A 17,645-nucleotide genomic window follows, 5' to 3' on the forward strand; every position below is an offset into this window, starting at 1 on the left:
ATCCCTTCGATACGGCGTCGGCGGGTGCGGATCAGGAGGGTGGGGTTCAGCTCCGCCAGTCCGCCAGCAGCCGGTCTCCGAGCCGGTCCTCGAGGTACGAGGTGGCGGCGACGCCGAACGCGATGTCGGCCGCCAGGTCGGGTTCGTCGTCGAGCAGACCGCCGATCACGTCGCGGCGCACCACCTGTTCATGGACCGCGTCCGCTTCGACGTGCTCGGTGTAGAAGAACTCCGCGGCGGGGCCCGCTCCGGTGCGCTTCATCGCGTGGGCGAGACGGCGTGACGCGGGGGAGGAGGTGATCTCGACAGCCGCGAAATGGCCCACCAGTGCTCCGCGCAGCCTGCGGTGCAGGCCGAACATCGACATGAGGTTCACCAGGGCCAGCATGGGTGCGCACCCCTCGTCCAGGTAGCGTCCGTACGCGGTGTCGAGGCCCAGATCGCCCATGAGGCCGGCGAAGAGCCGGGCGTGCACCCGGTCCGCGCGCCCGGCACCGAACTCGTCGTACTCGATCGCCGCCATGCCCGCCTTGGCGCGGCCGGAGAGGCGGGGGAGCACCCAGGCATGCGGGTCGGCCTCCTTGAGGTGGTACAGCGAGCGCTGCGTCGCATAGGCACGCAGATGGCGCAACTCGCCCTGGTCCTGGAGGAACCAGGAAACGCCGCTGCCGTGCACGGGTTCCAGCAGGAGACCGTCCAGGATGTCGTCGAGGTCGGCGGTCACCGGGGCGTCGTGCCGCAGAGCGGCCAGGAAGCGGTCTTCCATCGCGGCGCGCACCGCGAGCAGTGGGGGGTCCCACTCCAGCTCGGGGCGCACCCCGGCGAAGCCCCGGTAGTGCAGCTCGTAGCACACGTAGAGGGCCAGCTGCAGATCATCGCCGTAGGGTTCGGCGGTCCGGGCGGTCGCCGGATCCGGCAGTGCGCCGTCGTCCCGCAGATAGCCGGTCACGCCTGCTGAGAGCACTCCGCGCGCTCGCGGAAGAGAAGGGCCTGTGCGGTGAGCTGACATGGCTTTCCTCCTGCCCCGGCATGCCCCGGAGTCACATGGACAACCGTGATCGACTGTACGCCGGACCGCCGCGACCGGCCCGTCATGCCCGGCGCAGCCGGGAAGCGGCCTACCTGCGTGCCTTCGCCGTCGTCCAGTCCAGGAGGCGCTCCACGGTCCAGGCGGTGACGACGCGCTCCACGGGCACTCCGCACTCCTCCGCCCGCGCGCAGCCGTAGGCCTGCCAGTCCAGCTGACCCGGCGCGTGCGCGTCCGTGTCGATCGAGAGCAGCGCCCCCGAGGCGACCGCCTGCCGGAGGAGCGCGCGCGGTGGATCGAGCCGCTCCGGGCGGCAGTTGATCTCCACGGCCGTACCCGCCTCGGCACACGCGGCGAAGACCCGTTCGGCATCGAACTCGGACTGGGGCCGCGTCCTTCCGCCGAGGAGCCGCCCCGTGCAGTGCCCCAGGACGTCAGCGTGCGGGCTGCGTACGGCCGTGAGCATCCGCTCCGTCATCGCGGACCTGTCCATGCGCAGCTTCGAGTGGACCGAGACGACCACCACGTCGAGCCGCTCCAGCACCTCGGGGTCCTGGTCGAGCGAGCCGTCGGCCAGGATGTCGCACTCGATTCCGGTGAGCAGGCGAAAGGGCGCCCACCGGGCGTTGAGCTCCGCGATGACGGCCAGCTGTTCGAGCAGACGCTCCGTCGAGAGCCCGTTGGCCACGGTCAGCCTGGGGGAGTGGTCCGTGAGCACCGCCCACTCGTGGCCCAGCTCGATCGCCGTCCGGCCCATCGCGGCGATCGGGCTGCCGCCGTCGGACCAGTCCGAGTGCAGGTGGCAGTCGCCCCGGAGGGCGGCGAGGAGAGCCTCACCACCCGTAGCCAAAGGCGCAGTCGCCTCCTCCTCCAGCGACGCGAGATAGCTGGGCGCCGCGCCTCCCACTGCCTCACGGATCACCTTGGCCGTCTTGGGCCCGATGCCGCGCACCGTCTCCAGCGAGCCGTGCGCCACCCGCTCGGCCACCTCCTGGCCGTCCATGGAGTCGATCGCGGCCGCCGCCGTACGGAAGGCCTTCACCCGGTACGTTTCCGCCCGGGACCGCTCCAGGAGGAACGCGATCCGCCGCAGTGCCTCTGCCGGATCCATCGTCAGGGCCGAGCGGTGTGCTGAGGGTGTCCGTGCGTCCGGCGCGCTTCCTTCATCTCCGCCTCGTAGATGTGGCGCCGCCCTCCTACGAGCTCCCGGCGGACCCGTTCCTCGACCTCGACGAACGGCCGGTAGTACGTGTCGTCGTACGCCTCCACGAGCTGGAAGGTCCATCGGCCCGGGACGACGTTGCGACCCACGATCTCCCGCTCCACGAGGTCGGCCAGCTCCGCGTGTCCACCCATCCGGAGCAGTTCGACCGCGCGGTCCAGAGTGAGGTCCGCACCGCCCGTGAGCTGATGGAACCCGTAGAGCTGCCCCCGGGCACGCTCGACCTTCTCCAGCGCCTCCGTCAGCGCTCCGAGCGCCTCGACCGTCGTGTCGCCGGCCCCGGACGGCCGTACGTGTTCCTCATCGGGTCCACCGCTCTCGTTCATGTCTACGACTGTGCACGCGTCCCGCGGCCGGCGTCCCGCCGGAACGCCGAAAGGGTGAGCGCCTCGGTCCGTCCCGCTCCTCTTCGAGATGCGGCGGAGCCGATCCTGATCAGACTGGATTGCATGGCAGAGAATCGTCGTGCCCGCACAGGGCAGACCACGAAAACGGCAGCTCCCCGCTCCTCGTCCCGACGCGGCCCCGAGCACGCTGCCCGTGCTGCTTGCGAGAGCCTGGAAAGGCTCATCTGCCACCCCGCGGAGGGTGTGTCGGCCGTGCGGCGGAAGGACGACGGATGGTGCGTCGTCGTCGACGTGCTGGAAGTGGCCCGCATCCCGGACACGACGAGCCTGCTGGCCTCCTACGAGGTGCAGATCGATGAGCGGGGCGAGCTGACGGAGTACAGCAGGGTCCGCCGCTACCGGCGAGGGTCCGCCGACGAATGACCGATTCGCCCCCCATCCGGAAGGACGTTCCATGACCACGACCATGTACGCAGACGAAGTCGCCCCGTGCCCGCCCCGGGCGGGCACGCTCTACGACGTCCTGGAACTGATCCTGGACCGGGGCATGGTCATCGACATCTTCATCAGGGTCTCGCTGGTCGGCATCGAGATCCTCAAGATCGACGCGCGCATCGTCGTCGCCAGTGTGGACACCTACCTCCGCTTCGCCGAGGCGTGCAACCGGCTCGACCTGGAGCGCGACTCGGGCAGCACCACCATCCCCGAGCTGCTCGGCGGCGGCGTCGCCAAGTCGGTCGGCAAGCGCAAGGTCCGCAAGGCGGCGGAGTCCGTCGGCGACTCGGTGCGCAAGGCGGTCGGGAGCGGCGACGACGAGGACGACGAGCGGGAAGAGCGTCCGAAGAAGCGCCGGGCACCCGCGCGCGACGGGTCGAGCCGACGCCGACGCGTGGAGGCGTGAGCCGTGACCGAGAACGGTGTGTACGTCTACGCGATCATCCCGGCGAAGGATTCGCTCCCGGCAGACGCGGTCGGTGTGGGCGGTCCACCGGCCGCGCTGCGGATCGTCCGTGACGGGCAGGTCTCCGCTGTCGTGAGCGATGCGCCACCTCAACTACGCGCCCGAAGGCGCGATCTGATGGCGCATCAGGATGTTTTGCTACGCCTCTCGGACAGCGGTCCGGTACTGCCCATGCGGTTCGGGGCCATCGCGCCCGACGAGGATTCGGTGCGTGCCCAGCTCGCCGGATCGCAGGCGGAACACGTCGCCGCGCTGAGCTACCTGGACGGCGGAGTCGAGATCAATCTCAAGGCGCTGCCCGCCCACGACTCGCTCGCGGCCGTCATCGCCGAAGAGAAGAACGTGCGGCGGCTGCGTGAGGCGGTCCGCCGACGCCCCGACTACGAGGCGAACGTCAGACTCGGAGAGGCCGTGGCGACCGCTCTGGCACGCCGGGCGGCCGAGGCGGGGAGGAAGATCCTCCACAAACTCACGCCGATGGCTCGCGCGGTGTCGGCCGGCCCCGAGGTCCAGGGCTGTGCGCTCAACGTGTCCTTCCTCGTCGACCGGAGCGCGAGCGACACCTTCCGGGCCACGGTCCAGCGGTTCGCCGACACACATCGCCAACACGTCGAACTCCGCGTCGCGGGACCGCTGCCCTGCTACAGCTTCGTCGCCTCCCGCACTCTCCGGACCCCGGTCGCAGGGAGCTGACATGGGACTGTTCACCGGCCTTCTCATGCTGCCCCTCGCGCCGGTCCGTGGGGTCGTCTGGGTGGCGGAGAAGGTGAACGACGTCGCCGACCGCGAGCTCCACGATCCAGGCGTGATCCGGGCGCAGCTCGCCGCGCTGAATCAGGAGCTCGAGGACGGCAGCGTCGGCCTGGAGGAGTTCGAACGGGAAGAGGAGGCGCTGCTCGACCGGCTTCATGCCGCACGAGTCCGCCCCCTGCCGAACCATCGAAGGTGACTCACTCATGGAAGATCAGACGAAGGCGACGCTCGCGGCAGCCCTGGTGGGCGGATACGTGCTCGGCCGGACGAAGAAGGGCCGCCTCGCACTCTCCGTCGCGACCTATCTGGCAGGCAGGCGATTCGGCCTGGAACCCCGCCAGCTCGCTGCCGAAGGCATGCGCAGGCTGGGTGAGATGCCGCAGTTCGCGGAACTCCAGGAGCAACTGAAGGGCGAGGTCTTCGACTCGGGCCGCAAAGCACTGACAGCGGCGGCGGACCGGCGCATGAACTCGCTGGCAGACGTTCTCAGCGACCGGACGGCGCGGCTGGGGCGGCCTGCGGAGGAAGACGAAGAGGAAGAGGAGTACGAGGGCGAGTACGACGAGGAAGAGCCTGAGTCCGAAGACGAGGAGTACGACGAGGAAGAGGGACCGGAGGACGAGGAGCCGGAGGACGAGGAGGAGGACGAGGAGGAGGACGAGGACGAGGACGCGGACGAAGAGGAGGACGAAGAGGAGGACGAGGACGCGGACGAAGAGGAGGACGAGGACGAGGACGCGGACGAAGAGGAGGACGAGGACGAGGGGGAGGAGCCGGAAGAGCCGCGGCCGAGTGGCCGCCGGGCCAAGCCTTCGGACGAGGAAGCCGGGCGCGGGCCCGGCAAGAAGGCGGCGGCGAAGAAGCCGCCGGCCGCCAAGAAGGCCGAGGCGAAGAAGCCGCCTGAGAAGAAGGCCCCGGAGAAGAAGGCCGCAGCGAAGAAGGCCCAGGCCAGTAAGGCCGGCGGGAAGAAGACCGCTCCGGCTAAGAAGACCGCGGCCAAGAAGTCCGCACCGGCCAAGAAGGCGCCGGCGAAGAAGGCGGCACCGGCCAAGAAGGCGGCAGCCAAGAAGGCGGCACCGGCGAAGAAGTCGGCAGCCCGGAAGGCGCCTGCCAAGAAGTCGTCGGCCCGTAAGACCACTTCAGCCAAGAAGACGACGTCATCGAAGCGAACCGCGTCCAAGCGCGGCGAACGGCGGAGGTAGGCAGCCATGGCCAGGACGGACAAGGATGAACCCGAGGCGGACGAGTCCGGCATGGACCGTCTCCGCGGAGAGTTCTCGAACTTTCTCGGCGCGCAGACGGAGAAGCTGGCGCAGAAGGCCGGCGACAAGCTGACCGGCCTCACGGGCCAGCTCGGCGACATCGCCGACAACGGAGGCTCGCTGCCGTCGATCGTGTCGCGTATCGCGCAGGGTGACTCACCGGTGAAGGCCTTCGTCTCGGAGAAGGCCGGGAACGTCAAGGACAAGGTCGTGGACAAGGCCAAGGACGCGTTCGGGGGCGGGAAGGGCAAGAGCAAGTCCGGCGGGGGCAAGTCCATGAACATCATCGAGGCCCTCGATGTGGGTGTGCCTCTGCGTGACGCGTACGACTACTGGACGCGGTACGACAAGTTCGGCAGCTTCGCGAAGGGCGTGCAGAGCGTCTCGATGGACGAGGAGATGTCGAGCGACTGGAAGGTCAAGATCGGCCCGTCCACGCGCGGCTTCAAGGCGACGGTCCAGGAGCAGGTGCCCGACGACCGGATCGTGTGGACCTCCGAGGGGGCCAAGGGCTCCACTCGTGGCTGCGTCAGCTTCCACGAACTGGCGCCGAGCCTCACCCGGATCGTCCTGGTGATCGAGTACTTCCCCTCGGGCTTCTTCGAGAAGACGGGCAACCTGTGGCGGGTGCAGGGCCGGCGCATGCGCCTCGACTTCAAACTCTTCCAACGGTTCGTCACGCTCACCGACGAGGAGCCCGAGGGCTGGCGCGGTGAGATTCACGACGGGGAAGTCACCGTGACGCACGAAGAGGCCTTGGAGAAGGAGGAGGCAGAGGGCGAGGAGCCCGAGGACTCCGACTACGAGGACGATGAGGAGCCGGAGGAGGAGGAAGAGGGACTGGAGGACGAGGACGAGGAGGAGGACGAAGAAGAGCCCGAGGACGAGGAGGAGGAAGAAGAGCCGGAAGAGGAGTACGAGGACGAGGAGGAGCCCGAGGAGGAAGAACCGGAGGAAGAGGAGCCGGAGGAAGAGGAAGAAGAAGCCGCCCCCAGGAAGCGGCGTTCGCGGAGGGCCTCGAGGTGACAGATCTCGACCTCGGGCGGGAGGCGTACCAGTACCCCGTCCCGGGACCGGCGAACACCAACCTCGCGGACATCCTCGAGCGGGTCCTCGACAAAGGCATCGTCATCGCGGGCGACATCAAGATCGACCTTCTCGACATCGAACTGCTCACCATTCGGCTCCGCCTGTTCGTGGCGTCGGTGGACACCGCGAAGAAGGCCGGGATCGACTGGTGGGAGACGGATCCCGCGCTGAGTTCGCGTGCCGCGCGCAATTCCCTCCTGGACGAGAACCGCGAACTGCGCGAGCGTCTGCAGGCGCTCGAGGCGAAGACGGACGAGACGCCGGACCAGTGACCAGCAAGGAGAAGCGAGCCACATGACGGAGCGGGGACCCGAACAGCCTTCGGACGAGAGCGCCCTCTACGTATTCGCGGTGTGCGAGGCCCCGGACCCGGCGGCATTCTCCGGCCTGCCGGGGGTCGCGGCCGGTGAGCCGCTGCGGCGTCTGCCGTTCGGCGAGCTGGCCGCGATCGTCCAGACCGTCCGGGCGGCGGACTTCACCGACGAGGTGTGGCAGGCCCGCATGTCCGACCGCGACGAACTCGAACGGTACGCCCGCGCACACCACGACGTGGTGTCGGCTGCAGCCGCCTCGTGTCCCACCGTCCCTCTCCCGCTGGCCACGCTGTACCACGGCGAGGCGCGGGCCCGGCAGTCGCTCCTCGACGAGGCCACACGCTTCCGCGCCGCCCTGGAACGCACCGCGGGTCACGCCGAATGGGGGGTGAAGGTCTACGCGACCGCACCTCCGGCCCCGGACCCGGCCCCGGACCCGGCCCCGCTCCGGACGGAGAATGCCGCCCCGCGCTCCCGGCCGGCTCCCGGAGCAGGCCTCGCCTATCTGGAACGCAAGAGAGGCGTGCAGGCGCAGCGCGAACGCCGGCACGAGGACTCCCTCCGGGTCGCCGAGGCGGTGGACTCCGGTTTCCAGGACCTTGCCGCTGCGGGGCGAAGGCTGCGACTGCACACCCCCGGGCTCGAGGAGAACGGCAGCCTCCAGGTGCTCAACGCCACCTACCTGGTCGCGAAGCACCGAACCACCGAACTGGAAGCGCTCACCCGGACACTGCGGGACACGACCGGTGCCCGCATCGACGTCTCCGGTCCCTGGGTGCCGTACTCCTTCGTGGGTGAGGTGTAGAGATGCCGCGCGACGTGGTGCCCTGGGACAACCCCGAGCCCTTGAGCGGCCCCATCGGGGTGCCGCTCGTCGACCTGCTGGACCGGGTCCTGGCGACGGGCGTGGTGATCAGCGGTGATCTGGTCATCGCGATCGCGGACGTTCCGCTCGTGAGGCTGTCCCTCCACGCCCTGCTCTCCTCCGTCAACGAGCGTGTTCCTGCCCCGTGGGCGGACGGAGGCCCTCTGTGACCGCCTCACGTCTCGACGTCGACTCGGACCAGTTGGGGCGCGATCTCGTCGCCCTCGTGCTGACCGTGGTGGAGCTGCTCCGGCAGCTGATGGAGCGACAGGCCATTCGCCGTATCGACCAGGGGGACCTCACCGACGGCCAGGTGGACGAGATCGGAACGACCCTCATGCTGCTCGACGAGAGGATGGCGGAACTCTGCGAGCAGCACGGGGTGCGCCCCGAGGACCTCAATCTGGACCTCGGCCCGCTGGGGACCCTCCTGCCGCGGGATTGACGTATGCCGCACCGGAAGGTCCAACCAGCTCATCGCTGCGACTGTGAACCTGCGAACACCGTGCCCAATTAGGCATATGCTCATATATGCCCCCAATCATCGTGCGGGGGTACCGTGAGCGGAGGCTGTCATGATCGTCATAGGAGCCATTCTTCTGATCCTCGGGCTGGTGACCGGCCTGGGCATCCTGTGGACCATCGGAATCATCCTGCTCGTCATCGGGCTCGTCCTGTGGATCCTGGGAGCCGTGGGGCATGCGGTCGGAGGTCGTCGCCACTACTGGTGATGTCGCGGGCAGGTTTGAGGTGGGGGTGGCGGGGCAATGCCCAAGTGGCGCGGGAGCGCTCCCACGCCGGTGGATCCCCCCACCTCCACGAATGGAGATCGCACCATGAATTGTCATGATCGCATCAACTTAAGGGTGAGTGGCTGGGCGCTGCGCCTCCTCGGTGTCTGCGTCGCCGCCCTCCTCGGCCTGCTCCCGTGGACGGGCACCGCGAACGCCCACGGCTCCGTCGTCGACCCGGCTTCCCGCAACTACGGCTGCTGGCTGCGTTGGGGCGACGACTTCCAGAATCCGGCCATGGAGCAGGAAGACCCCCTGTGCTGGCAGGCGTGGCAGGCAAATCCCAACGCCATCTGGAACTGGAACGGGCTGTACCGAAACGGCTCCGGCGGGAACTTCCCGGCCGCCGTGCCCGACGGTCAGCTGTGCAGCGGTGGCCGGACGGAGAGCGGCCGGTACGACGCCCTCGACGCCGTGGGTGCGTGGAAGACCACGGACATCACCGACGACTTCACCGTGAAGCTGTACGACCAGGCCAGTCACGGCGCCGACTACTTCCAGGTGTACGTCACCAGGAATGGATTCGACCCCGCCACGGAGGCGCTGAGCTGGAGTGATCTCCAGCTGGTCGCCGAGACGGGCAGTTACGGCCCCAGTCAGAACTACGAGATCCCGGTGAGCACCTCCGGCCTCAGCGGCCGCCACGTGGTCTACACGATCTGGCAGGCGTCGCACATGGACCAGACGTACTTCCTCTGCAGTGACGTGAACTTCACCTGACCCCGGTCCAGGGAGTCGATGGCTGATCGCCTCCTCGGAGCCGATGGCAGATCGCGTCCCGTCCCGCCGGCCGCACCATGTCCGGCGGGACGTCGAGCGGTTGGCCGGGAAGCCTGCCACGGCGCCGGCCGGTGATCGATTGGCGGTCCCGTCCGGTCCGTCCTAAGTTCGATGAGTGAATGTTTCTGTTCACCGCTACTCGTACGGCACGTAACGCTATGACAGCATCCCGAGGGAAGTCCGCGCCGATTGCCGAATCCCCGAAGCGGGGCGGCGGCAACGGGATCGCCCTGCTCATCATCGCCTCGTGCCAGCTGATGGTGGTTCTCGACATCACCATCGTGAACATCGCCCTGCCGCACATCCAGACCTCCCTCGGCTTCTCGACCGAGAGCCTGTCGTGGGTCATCAACGCGTACACCCTGACCTTCGGCGGGCTGCTCCTGCTCGGCGGACGGCTGGGCGACATCCTCGGACGCCGGAGGGTCTTCATCTTCGGCGTCCTGCTCTTCGTACTGGCGTCGTTGCTGGGTGGGCTCTCGCAGGAGTCCTGGCAGCTGCTGGCGGCGCGTGCGCTGCAGGGCGTCGGTGGCGCGATCGCCTCGCCGACCGCACTCTCCCTCATCACCACGACCTTCCATGAGGGTCCCGCGCGCAACCGGGCGTTCGGGGTGTTCGCGGCGGTCTCCGCCGGCGGAAGCGCGATCGGACTGCTCGCCGGCGGCGTGCTCGTGGAGTGGCTCGACTGGCGCTGGGTGCTCTTCGTCAATGTGCCCATCGGCCTGCTGATCGCCTTCGCCACACCCCGCTTCATCAAGGAATCCGAACGCCACCCCGGCCACTTCGACCTGTTGGGCGCGCTCACCTCCACCTTGGGGATGGTCCTCCTCGTCTACGGATTCATCCGGGCTTCCGAGGACGGCTGGAGCGACGTCGTCACCATCGGGGCATTCGTCGCCGCCGTGGTGTTCCTCCTCGCCTTCCTGGCCGTCGAGCGCGGGTCGAAGCAACCCATCACACCCCTGCGCATGTTCCGGGACCGCAATCGTGCCGGGACCTACGGGATGATGCTGAGCCTGGCCGCGGCCATGTTCGGGATGTTCTTCTTCCTGACCCTGTTCGTGCAGAACATCCTCGACTTCAGCCCGCTGCAGGCGGGTCTCGCCTTCCTGCCGGTCAGTGCGATCATCGCGGTCAGCGCGGGGCTCGCCTCCCAGCTGCTGCCCAGATGGGGGCCCAAACCCTTCATGGTGGCGGGTGCGATCTTCGCCGCGGCCGGACTCGGCTGGCTGACCCGTACCGACATCGACAGCACCTACCTCGGAAGCATCCTCGGACCTGTGCTGGTGTTCGGTTTCGGCATGGGCATGCAGTTCGTCTCGCTGACGCTGATGGCGGTGTCGGGGGTGGCGTCGCGAGAGGCGGGGGCCGCCTCCGGCGTCCTCAACGCCACTCAACAGGTCGGCGGCTCCCTGGGGTTGTCCATCCTGGTCACTGTGTTCGGCACGGCCAGCCGCAACGAGGCGACGGACCAGGTGCCCCGGTTCATGGCCGAGGCGACCCCGGCCCAGCAGCTCGAGTTCCGCAGGACGGGAGAGCTCCCCGCACCGTGGGGCGACCAGGTCCTGACCTCGGGTGTCTCCAGTGCTTTCGTCGCCGCGGCGATCTTCGCCGTCGTGGCCGCGCTGATAGCCGTGCTGGTCATCCAGGTCCGCTCCTCCGACCTGGAACGCCTGCGGGGAGGCGGTGCCATGGCGACGCCGATGGTGGACGAGGACGGGACGGAAGGCGCACCTGGGGACGGGCGTTCGGACGGGACGCGCGACGCCGGAGTCCCGACACGGAAACGAGGCGGGGGCGAGACTACCCCTCCACCTGGGTAGGGGGAGGCGGACTCCCCGCCGGGCTTCTCCTCGACCACGTCCCGAGGTGTCGGCCGGCTGCAGGTCCGGCGTCCCGCTCTCACTCACTTTCGGTTCCCTCTGGCACCACCGCCCGCTCGCCGAGCGGCAGGTTCTCAGACCAGGTTGACGAGGCGGATGTAGCGCCCCCAGTCCCAGTGCGCCCCCGGGTCGGTGTGGTCGCTGCCCGGTACCTCGTGGTGGCCGATGATGTGGGCGCGGTCCTTGGGCAGGTCGTAACGGTCACAGATGTCCGCGGTGAGCCGCGCCGAACGCTCGTACATCGTGTGGGTGAAGTAGGCGGGCTGGTCGATCCAGCCCTCGTGCTCGATGCCTATGCTGCGGGTGTTGTGGTCCCAGCTGCCCGCGTGCCAGGCGATGTCACGTTCGCGCACGCACTGGGCGACGAATCCGTCTCCCGAGCGCACCACGTAGTGGGCGGACACCTGTTTGGCCGGATTCTGGAAGATGCCGACCGTCTGCGAGAACGTCTGCTGGGCGACATGGATGACGACCAGGTCGACCGCATGTGCCGAAGGGCCGCTCGCGGGCGTGTAGTTGGACGCCGACGCCGGGAACCACTGCGCGCCGGCGTAGTCGGTCTCCGCCGTGGGAGCGGCCACGGCCCGGACGGACGCGGGAAGGAGCGCCGCGGCGGCCGTGACCGCGGCGCCCTGGAGAATCCGCCTGCGCTGCATCAGTGCTCCCGTGCGTGGGACGTGGGCCTCTCTACGGCACAACACGCGCCGCCCCACCGTACGGTTCCGCGCAGGCGCCGACGGTACGTGACGCCCCCTCAGGGGCCGGACAGGGCCCAGGCCAGGGCCGCCCCGGGATCCTCCTCCGCGGGTCCGGCCGGCACCCACCCGCTCCCCTCCTCGGTGTACGGCCACCACCGCCCGTCGCGTCCGAGCCGCAGCTGCGTACCGGACCCGACCAGCGTCCAGCGGTTTCCGGCAGCCCTGATTCGGGGCTCCTCGGCCTCCTCCCACGCGGCGGCGAGCTGTGCCCGGGCCCGGGCGAGCTCGTCCGGGCCCGGCAGCCACTCCTCGTCGCACACCGCCAGCGCGGCCGTCCCGCCGAACCGCCAGGCCCGCACCGCGACGGCGAGCCCGGCCGGCCCGCGACCGGACGCCGCTGCCAGCCGCGCCGTGACATCGGCGCCGGCCCGGCCGTCGGCGGCCAGCCGCACCGCGTCCTGCTCGGGTGTCAACTCCGCGGACAGAGGCTGCTGCGCGTGGCGCGCGCCACGGGCGTCCGCCAGCATCGCGAACGCCCGTACGGCGCTGTCCGCGGCGAGGAACTCCAGCGCGGCGGGGTCGATCCCGGCCACCGGGTCCCTCTCCGTGTCGAGCGACGGCGGAAGGCCCGGCTCTGCCGGCATGGGCGGGGGAGCCGGAAGCGGCGGCAGGATGTCCCGGGCCGCGAAGGCCTCGTCGGCCCGCACCCCCCGCTGCGACGGTCCCTCGGCGAGACCCTCCGGCGGGACCGTGCTGGCCAGCCCGCCGGCCGCTCGCGCGGCACTGCGGGACTGCAGCTCGTCGAGGAGCCACCGCTCGTCCCTGCCCCGCAACAGCAGCAGTACGAACGGATCCTGGTCGAGCAGCCGCGCCACCTGGTAGCACAGGGCGCCCGTATGCGGACAGTGGTCCCAGGCCTCGCAACTGCACTCGGGCTCCAGGTCGCCGATGCCGGGCAGGAGTTCGAGTCCGGCGGCGGCCGCGTCCTCCACCAGGTGCGGGGGCATCTCACGGTCGAGCAAGGCAGCGATGTGCCCGGCCCGTTCGGACGCCATGTCCAGGAAGCGGTCCCAGTCCTCCTCGCTCAGCTCCTGGAGCAGCACATCGCTGCGGTAGGCCGTGGCATCGCGGTCCTGGACGACCGCGGTGAGCCGGCCGGGACGCACCGACACGGCGCCGACCCTTCCCTCCCTGGCCAGTCTCCGCCCCTTCTTGAGCTGGGCACCGTCGAGTGCCGTGTCCTCCAGCGCCTTCAGCCACGCCCGGCCCCACCAGGAGGTGGCGAATCCGCGGCCCTGCGCGGGCGGGAGCGGTGCGAACGTACGCTCCGGCTCGTGACCTCGGTTCATCGTGCGCCCCCTCGGAGTTCGACCAGTTCGGCCAGTTCGGCATCGCTCAGTTCGCTCAGCGCGGACTCGCCGCCGCCGAGCACGGCGTCGGCGAGCCCTTGTTTCCGCTCCAGCATGGCGGCGATCCGGTCCTCGACGGTGCCCTCGGCGATCAGCCGGTGCACCTGTACCGGCTGCGTCTGCCCGATCCGGTAGGCACGGTCGGTGGCCTGTGCCTCCACGGCCGGATTCCACCAGCGGTCGAAGTGCACGACATGACCGGCGCGGGTGAGGTTCAGTCCCGTGCCCGCTGCCTTGAGCGACAGCAGGAACACCGGCGCCCCGCCCTCCTGGAAGCGGTTCACCATGGCCTCCCGCTCGGCGACCGGAGTGCCGCCGTGCAGGAACTGGGTGCGGATCCCGCGTGCCGCGAGGTGCTGTTCCAGCAGGCGTGCCATCTGCACGTACTGGGTGAAGACCAGCACGCTCGCGCCCTCGGTCAGGATCGTGTCGAGCAGCTCGTCCAGCAGCTCCACCTTCCCCGAACGGTCCACGATCCGCGGCTGCTCCTCCTTGAGGTACTGCGCCGGGTGGTTGCAGATCTGCTTGAGTGCCGTCAGCAGCTTCATGACCAGCCCGCGCCGCGCGAATCCGTCCGCGCCGGAGATCTCGTCGAGCGTCTCGCGCACCACCGCTTCGTACAGGCCGGTCTGTTCCGCCGTGAGCGAGACCGTGCGGTCGGTCTCCGTCTTCGGCGGGAGCTCCGGTGCGATGCCGGGATCGGACTTGTGCCGTCGCAGGAGGAACGGCCGGACCAGTGAGGCGAGCCGCTCGGCGGCCGCGGGGTCGCTGCCGCCTTCCACCGCGCTCGCGTAGCGGGCGCGGAACGTTCCGAGACGGCCGAGGAGCCCGGGGGTCGTCCAGTCGAGGATCGCCCACAGCTCGGAGAGGTTGTTCTCCACCGGGGTGCCCGTGAGGGCGACCCGGGCCCGCGCTCCGATGGTGCGCAGCTGCCTGGCGGTCGCCGAATGCGGGTTCTTGACGTGCTGCGCCTCGTCGGCGACGACCATGCCCCAGGGCGTCTGCGCCAGCCGCGCCGCGTCGAGACGCATCGTGCCGTACGTGGTGAGGACGAACTCGCCCTCGGCCAGGCCCTCCAGCGAGCGTGACGCGCCGTGGAAACGGCGTACCGCTGTGCCCGGCGCGAACTTCTCGATCTCCCGCTGCCAGTTGCCCATCAGGGAGGTCGGGCACACCACGAGTGTGGGCCCCGCGGCCGATTCGACTCCCTGGCGGTGCAGATGCAGAGCGATCAGCGTGATGGTCTTGCCGAGTCCCATGTCGTCGGCGAGGCAGCAGCCCAGGCCGAGCGACGTCATGGTGTGAAGCCAGTCCAGGCCACGCAGCTGGTAGTCGCGCAGGCTCGCGGCGAGCGCCTCCGGCTGCCCCACCGCACGGTGTTCACCCGACTCCGGGTCGGCGATCCTGGCCCGCAGCTGCTCGAGCCGGCCGGTGGCGGCCACCTGCACCTGGCGGCCGTCGACGTCGGTGGTGCCTGTCAGCACAGCACCCAGAGCGTCGATGGGGGTGACCTTGCGGTCCCGGGTCCCGCGGGCGCGCTCGGCGTCCTCGGGATCGATGAGCACCCACTGGTCGCGGAGCCTGACCAGCGGTCTTCCCGCCTCGGCCAGCCGGTCGAGCTCCTCCCTGCTCAGCGATCTGTCGCCCAGCGCGAATCGCCAGTCGAATGCGAGTACGGAGTCCGCGGACAGGAAGGACGGTGTGTCCGACCCGGTCCGCGCCGCGGTTCCGCTGTCGTCGTCCCGCAGGCCGATCACCGCCCGCGCCGTGAGCTTCCGCGCCAGCTCCTTGGGCCAGTGCACCTGGACGCCCGTCGCGGCCAGGGCCTTCGCGGCCGGCCCCAACAGCTCCGCGACCTCCTCGTCGGCCGGTTCGACCGCGTCCGGAACGGCGGCCGACAGGAGAGGGGTCAGCGGCGGCCAGGCCCGTGCGGCGCGCCGCAGCGCGAGCAGGGCGTCCATGCGGGCGCGCGGACCGAACAGCGACGCCGCGGGGGAGCGGTCGGCCCACACATCGGCCGCGTCGGCGACCAGAGCGGGGTCCTGGACACTGTGGATCTGCAGGACCGCGCGGAACGCGGGAGCGGACCCGGCTCCGTCCATGTGCTCCGTGTCGGTGAGTCCCGAGACCTCGACGCGCAGGGAGAGCCGCACGCCGGCATCGTGACCGGCCGCGACATCGGCCGCCCACGGGCGCAGTCCGGGGCGATGCTGTGCGGCGTGTCCGGCGAACGCCGGTGTGCCGGTGACGAACTGGGCCGCCGGTGTACGGGGCATCCCGTCCACCACCGCGTCGAGGAACGACCGCAGCAGCGGCTCGGGATCGGTCAGCATGACGGGACCGTCCTCGTCGCCTTCGAGTGGCGCCGCGTGCGCCTCGGGAGGCATGGAGGCCGCCAGGACCTGGATGCGCTCCAGGTCGTCCGCGGTCAGCGGGCCGGCCCGCCAGGCGTCGTGGTCCAGGGGGCTCAGTCCCGGCAGCAGAAGTCCGCGCGCGACGAGTTGGAGGGCGAGGACCCCGGCGGCGCCCCAGAACGCCGTGGACGGGGAGGCCAGAGCGTCGGCTCGGGCCCGTGTCAGGAGCGGCAGCGCCTCCCTCACCGGTATCAGCAACGCAGGGACCACGTAAGGGCTGCCGTCCGTTCCGGCCACCGTCAGTTCGGCGGGACTCCCTGGACGGAGGGCAGGGGTGCTACCGTCCGCATTCCAGAACGCGATCAGGCCGGTACGGGCCGGATCCGCGGGGAGGAAGACTGCGGAGCAGCGGGACAGTTCGGAGTTCTCGTTGAGCGTTTCCGCAGGGAGCCTGTGCACAGCGATGTCAGATTCCTCAAATTTGACTAGTGAGCCCGGGGTCGCCGAGGGTACCCCACCCGCGGCCCGTTCCGGGGGGAATGCCCAGTGATCCACCTCACTCATTTCTGCCTTCTGAGGCTTGCGGTACAGCCCGCACCACCATCGGACACGGGGGATTCCCCCCTTACGACCGGGGTGATGGCGCCATGGCTGCCGCAGGCCCGCCATCCGTACGTTTGACGAGGTCAGCGCAGATGCCCAGAAACCGGAGACGTCATGCCCCAGGCGGTAGCAGCCACCGTTGCGCAGAACACCCGCGACGGATCGGAGAGCCCGGCAAACCCTCCGGCTCCCGGAAGTGATTTCGCACCGCTCCTGAAGACCGTCAAGGGGCAGGGCCTCCTCGAGCGGCGCACCGGCTGGTACGCGGCGGGCATAGCCGCCAACCTGACCGCCCTGGGCGCCGTGATCACCGGCATGGTGCTGCTCGGCGACACCTGGTGGAACCTGTTCCTCGCCCTGCCGCTGGCCGTCCTGTGGACTCGGACGGCCTTCTTCGGGCACGACGCCGGCCACGCCCAGATAACCGGCGACCGGAAGGCGGGCCGGGCACTCGGCCTCGTGCACGCCAATCTGCTCCTCGGGATGAACGAGGCATGGTGGAACGACAAGCACGTACGTCACCACGCCAACCCGAACCACATAGACAAGGACCCCGACGTCGGTGTCGGCGCCCTGGTCTGGACCCAGAAGCAGGCCGCTCAGCGCGAGGGATTCTCCCGCTGGCTCACCCGCAACCAGGCGCGTCTCTTCTTCCCGATGCTGCTCCTCGAAGGCATCGCCCTCAAGATCTACGGCTTCCAGTTCCTGCGCCGTCAGCCCGTTCGTGAACGCGCGCTCTCAGGCGTCCTGCTTGCCGGACACCTCGCGCTCTACGCGACGCTGCTCCTGACCGTCATGTCACCCGGCAAGGCCGTCGTCTTCGCCCTCGTGCACCACGCGCTGTTCGGTCTCCACCTGGGCATGGCTTTCGCCCCGAACCACAAGGGCATGGAGATGCCCGACCCCGACGGTGACCGCTGGGGGCATCTGCAGCGTCAGGTCCTCACCTCCCGCAACGTGCGTGGTGCGGTCCTCACCGACTGGCTGCTCGGCGGTCTCAACTACCAGATCGAGCACCACCTCTTCCCGAGCATGCCCCGGCCCCACCTGCGGCTCGCGCAGCCCCTGGTCAAGGCGCACTGCGCGTCGATCGGCATGCCGTACGCGGAGACGGGCATCATCGAGTCCTACCGCCAGGCCCTGCAGCACATGCATGAGGTCGGCGAACCGCTCCGCTAGGTCCACCGGCCGACGAGCCGGATGATGCGGCCGTGCGGCTGGAACCGACAGGGGCGCGCAGGCGTTCTCTCACCAGGAGCGGCTCCGGCCGCGGAGGAGGCACGGATC

Annotated in this window: 20 protein-coding genes; 14 read left to right on the top strand and 6 right to left on the bottom strand. The window is 69.7% G+C overall.

Translation table 11 applies throughout. The annotated features are described in order from the left end of the window. Positions 1–46: 46 nt before the first annotated feature. The 3 genes from ACFUNE_RS05925 to ACFUNE_RS05935 form a co-directional block, all read right to left on the bottom strand. Entirely contained in the window at positions 47–1,009 is a 963-nt protein-coding gene (locus tag ACFUNE_RS05925) for an iron-containing redox enzyme family protein (RefSeq protein ID WP_383562668.1), read from the bottom strand. 109 nt (positions 1,010–1,118) lie between these two features. Continuing rightward, positions 1,119–2,138, bottom strand: a complete 1,020-nt coding sequence (locus ACFUNE_RS05930; RefSeq protein WP_383562671.1) for a PHP domain-containing protein — start codon at positions 2,136–2,138, stop codon at positions 1,119–1,121. 2 nt (positions 2,139–2,140) lie between these two features. Continuing rightward, complete coding sequence (locus ACFUNE_RS05935; RefSeq protein WP_383562674.1) at positions 2,141–2,575, bottom strand: hypothetical protein; 435 nt, start codon at positions 2,573–2,575, stop codon at positions 2,141–2,143. 123 nt (positions 2,576–2,698) lie between these two features. Here ACFUNE_RS05935 and ACFUNE_RS05940 point away from each other — a divergent pair, with 123 nt between their 5' ends. The 13 genes from ACFUNE_RS05940 (at position 2,699) to ACFUNE_RS06000 (ending at position 11,234) form a co-directional block, all read left to right on the top strand. Continuing rightward, positions 2,699–3,019, top strand: a complete 321-nt coding sequence (locus tag ACFUNE_RS05940) for a gas vesicle protein (protein ID WP_383562677.1) — start codon at positions 2,699–2,701, stop codon at positions 3,017–3,019. A 31-nt stretch (positions 3,020–3,050) separates the two neighbouring features. Then, positions 3,051–3,497 (top strand): gas vesicle protein GvpJ, encoded by a 447-nt coding sequence (gvpJ, locus tag ACFUNE_RS05945; protein ID WP_383562680.1) that lies wholly within the window; start codon positions 3,051–3,053, stop codon positions 3,495–3,497. 3 nt (positions 3,498–3,500) lie between these two features. Continuing rightward, complete coding sequence (locus ACFUNE_RS05950) at positions 3,501–4,250, top strand: GvpL/GvpF family gas vesicle protein (protein ID WP_383562683.1); 750 nt, start codon at positions 3,501–3,503, stop codon at positions 4,248–4,250. 1 nt (position 4,251) lies between these two features. Further along, entirely contained in the window at positions 4,252–4,506 is a 255-nt protein-coding gene (locus ACFUNE_RS05955; RefSeq protein WP_383562686.1) for a gas vesicle protein GvpG, read from the top strand. A 7-nt stretch (positions 4,507–4,513) separates the two neighbouring features. Beyond that, entirely contained in the window at positions 4,514–5,512 is a 999-nt protein-coding gene (locus ACFUNE_RS05960; RefSeq protein WP_383562689.1) for a histone H1-like repetitive region-containing protein, read from the top strand. Between the two features lie 6 nt (positions 5,513–5,518). After that, positions 5,519–6,598, top strand: a complete 1,080-nt coding sequence (locus tag ACFUNE_RS05965) for an SRPBCC family protein (protein WP_383562691.1) — start codon at positions 5,519–5,521, stop codon at positions 6,596–6,598. Next, positions 6,595–6,933 (top strand): gas vesicle protein, encoded by a 339-nt coding sequence (locus ACFUNE_RS05970; protein ID WP_383562694.1) that lies wholly within the window; start codon positions 6,595–6,597, stop codon positions 6,931–6,933. The genes ACFUNE_RS05965 and ACFUNE_RS05970 overlap by 4 nt, the downstream gene beginning before the upstream one ends. Before the next feature lie 22 nt (positions 6,934–6,955). After that, the gene (locus ACFUNE_RS05975) at positions 6,956–7,780 is read left to right on the top strand and encodes a GvpL/GvpF family gas vesicle protein (protein ID WP_383562697.1); all 825 of its coding nucleotides are present in this window, start codon (positions 6,956–6,958) and stop codon (positions 7,778–7,780) included. Positions 7,781–7,782: 2 nt separating this feature from the next. After that, positions 7,783–8,010 carry a gas vesicle protein gene (locus ACFUNE_RS05980; RefSeq protein ID WP_383562700.1) on the top strand — a complete coding sequence of 76 codons (228 nt, stop codon included), beginning with the start codon at positions 7,783–7,785 and terminating at the stop codon, positions 8,008–8,010. Beyond that, the gene (locus tag ACFUNE_RS05985) at positions 8,007–8,285 is read left to right on the top strand and encodes a gas vesicle protein K (RefSeq protein WP_383562703.1); all 279 of its coding nucleotides are present in this window, start codon (positions 8,007–8,009) and stop codon (positions 8,283–8,285) included. The genes ACFUNE_RS05980 and ACFUNE_RS05985 overlap by 4 nt, the downstream gene beginning before the upstream one ends. A gap of 130 nt (positions 8,286–8,415) precedes the next feature. After that, positions 8,416–8,571, top strand: a complete 156-nt coding sequence (locus ACFUNE_RS05990; RefSeq protein WP_383562706.1) for a DUF6131 family protein — start codon at positions 8,416–8,418, stop codon at positions 8,569–8,571. Positions 8,572–8,676: 105 nt separating this feature from the next. After that, positions 8,677–9,351, top strand: a complete 675-nt coding sequence (locus ACFUNE_RS05995) for a lytic polysaccharide monooxygenase (RefSeq protein WP_383562709.1) — start codon at positions 8,677–8,679, stop codon at positions 9,349–9,351. Positions 9,352–9,569: 218 nt separating this feature from the next. After that, positions 9,570–11,234, top strand: a complete 1,665-nt coding sequence (locus ACFUNE_RS06000) for an MFS transporter (protein WP_383562712.1) — start codon at positions 9,570–9,572, stop codon at positions 11,232–11,234. 134 nt (positions 11,235–11,368) lie between these two features. Here the strand turns inward: ACFUNE_RS06000 and ACFUNE_RS06005 are convergent, their stop codons facing one another. The 3 genes from ACFUNE_RS06005 to ACFUNE_RS06015 all read right to left on the bottom strand — a co-directional run bounded on the left by ACFUNE_RS06005 (position 11,369) and on the right by ACFUNE_RS06015 (position 16,214). Then, positions 11,369–11,950, bottom strand: coding sequence for an N-acetylmuramoyl-L-alanine amidase (locus ACFUNE_RS06005; RefSeq protein WP_383562715.1), 582 nt, complete (start codon positions 11,948–11,950; stop codon positions 11,369–11,371). A 98-nt stretch (positions 11,951–12,048) separates the two neighbouring features. Beyond that, positions 12,049–13,341 (bottom strand): SWF or SNF family helicase, encoded by a 1,293-nt coding sequence (locus tag ACFUNE_RS06010; RefSeq protein ID WP_383562718.1) that lies wholly within the window; start codon positions 13,339–13,341, stop codon positions 12,049–12,051. After that, complete coding sequence (locus ACFUNE_RS06015; RefSeq protein WP_383562722.1) at positions 13,338–16,214, bottom strand: SNF2-related protein; 2,877 nt, start codon at positions 16,212–16,214, stop codon at positions 13,338–13,340. Before ACFUNE_RS06015 ends, ACFUNE_RS06010 begins: the two co-directional genes overlap by 4 nt. A gap of 258 nt (positions 16,215–16,472) precedes the next feature. On the opposite strand from ACFUNE_RS06015, the gene ACFUNE_RS06020 reads away from it, so the two are divergent. Then, complete coding sequence (locus tag ACFUNE_RS06020; protein ID WP_383562725.1) at positions 16,473–17,537, top strand: fatty acid desaturase family protein; 1,065 nt, start codon at positions 16,473–16,475, stop codon at positions 17,535–17,537. Positions 17,538–17,645: the final 108 nt, after the last annotated feature.

Origin of the sequence: Streptomyces sp. NPDC057287 (genome assembly GCF_042667905.1) — a bacterium.
Lineage (GTDB): Bacteria > Actinomycetota > Actinomycetes > Streptomycetales > Streptomycetaceae > Streptomyces.

Bases quoted from the DNA above. Each gene is read 5' to 3' on its own strand.
- ACFUNE_RS05925 (WP_383562668.1), bottom strand. From the start codon at position 1,009: ATGTCAGCTCACCGCACAGGCCCTTCTCTTCCGCGAGCGCGCGGAGTG.
- ACFUNE_RS05930 (WP_383562671.1), bottom strand. From the start codon at position 2,138: ATGGATCCGGCAGAGGCACTGCGGCGGATCGCGTTCCTCCTGGAGCGG.
- ACFUNE_RS05935 (WP_383562674.1), bottom strand. From the start codon at position 2,575: ATGAACGAGAGCGGTGGACCCGATGAGGAACACGTACGGCCGTCCGGG.
- ACFUNE_RS05940 (WP_383562677.1), top strand. From the start codon at position 2,699: ATGGCAGAGAATCGTCGTGCCCGCACAGGGCAGACCACGAAAACGGCA.
- gvpJ (WP_383562680.1), top strand. From the start codon at position 3,051: ATGACCACGACCATGTACGCAGACGAAGTCGCCCCGTGCCCGCCCCGG.
- ACFUNE_RS05955 (WP_383562686.1), top strand. From the start codon at position 4,252: ATGGGACTGTTCACCGGCCTTCTCATGCTGCCCCTCGCGCCGGTCCGT.
- ACFUNE_RS05960 (WP_383562689.1), top strand. From the start codon at position 4,514: ATGGAAGATCAGACGAAGGCGACGCTCGCGGCAGCCCTGGTGGGCGGA.
- ACFUNE_RS05965 (WP_383562691.1), top strand. From the start codon at position 5,519: ATGGCCAGGACGGACAAGGATGAACCCGAGGCGGACGAGTCCGGCATG.
- ACFUNE_RS05975 (WP_383562697.1), top strand. From the start codon at position 6,956: ATGACGGAGCGGGGACCCGAACAGCCTTCGGACGAGAGCGCCCTCTAC.
- ACFUNE_RS05980 (WP_383562700.1), top strand. From the start codon at position 7,783: ATGCCGCGCGACGTGGTGCCCTGGGACAACCCCGAGCCCTTGAGCGGC.
- ACFUNE_RS05990 (WP_383562706.1), top strand. From the start codon at position 8,416: ATGATCGTCATAGGAGCCATTCTTCTGATCCTCGGGCTGGTGACCGGC.
- ACFUNE_RS05995 (WP_383562709.1), top strand. From the start codon at position 8,677: ATGAATTGTCATGATCGCATCAACTTAAGGGTGAGTGGCTGGGCGCTG.
- ACFUNE_RS06000 (WP_383562712.1), top strand. From the start codon at position 9,570: ATGACAGCATCCCGAGGGAAGTCCGCGCCGATTGCCGAATCCCCGAAG.
- ACFUNE_RS06005 (WP_383562715.1), bottom strand. From the start codon at position 11,950: ATGCAGCGCAGGCGGATTCTCCAGGGCGCCGCGGTCACGGCCGCCGCG.
- ACFUNE_RS06010 (WP_383562718.1), bottom strand. From the start codon at position 13,341: ATGAACCGAGGTCACGAGCCGGAGCGTACGTTCGCACCGCTCCCGCCC.
- ACFUNE_RS06020 (WP_383562725.1), top strand. From the start codon at position 16,473: ATGCCCCAGGCGGTAGCAGCCACCGTTGCGCAGAACACCCGCGACGGA.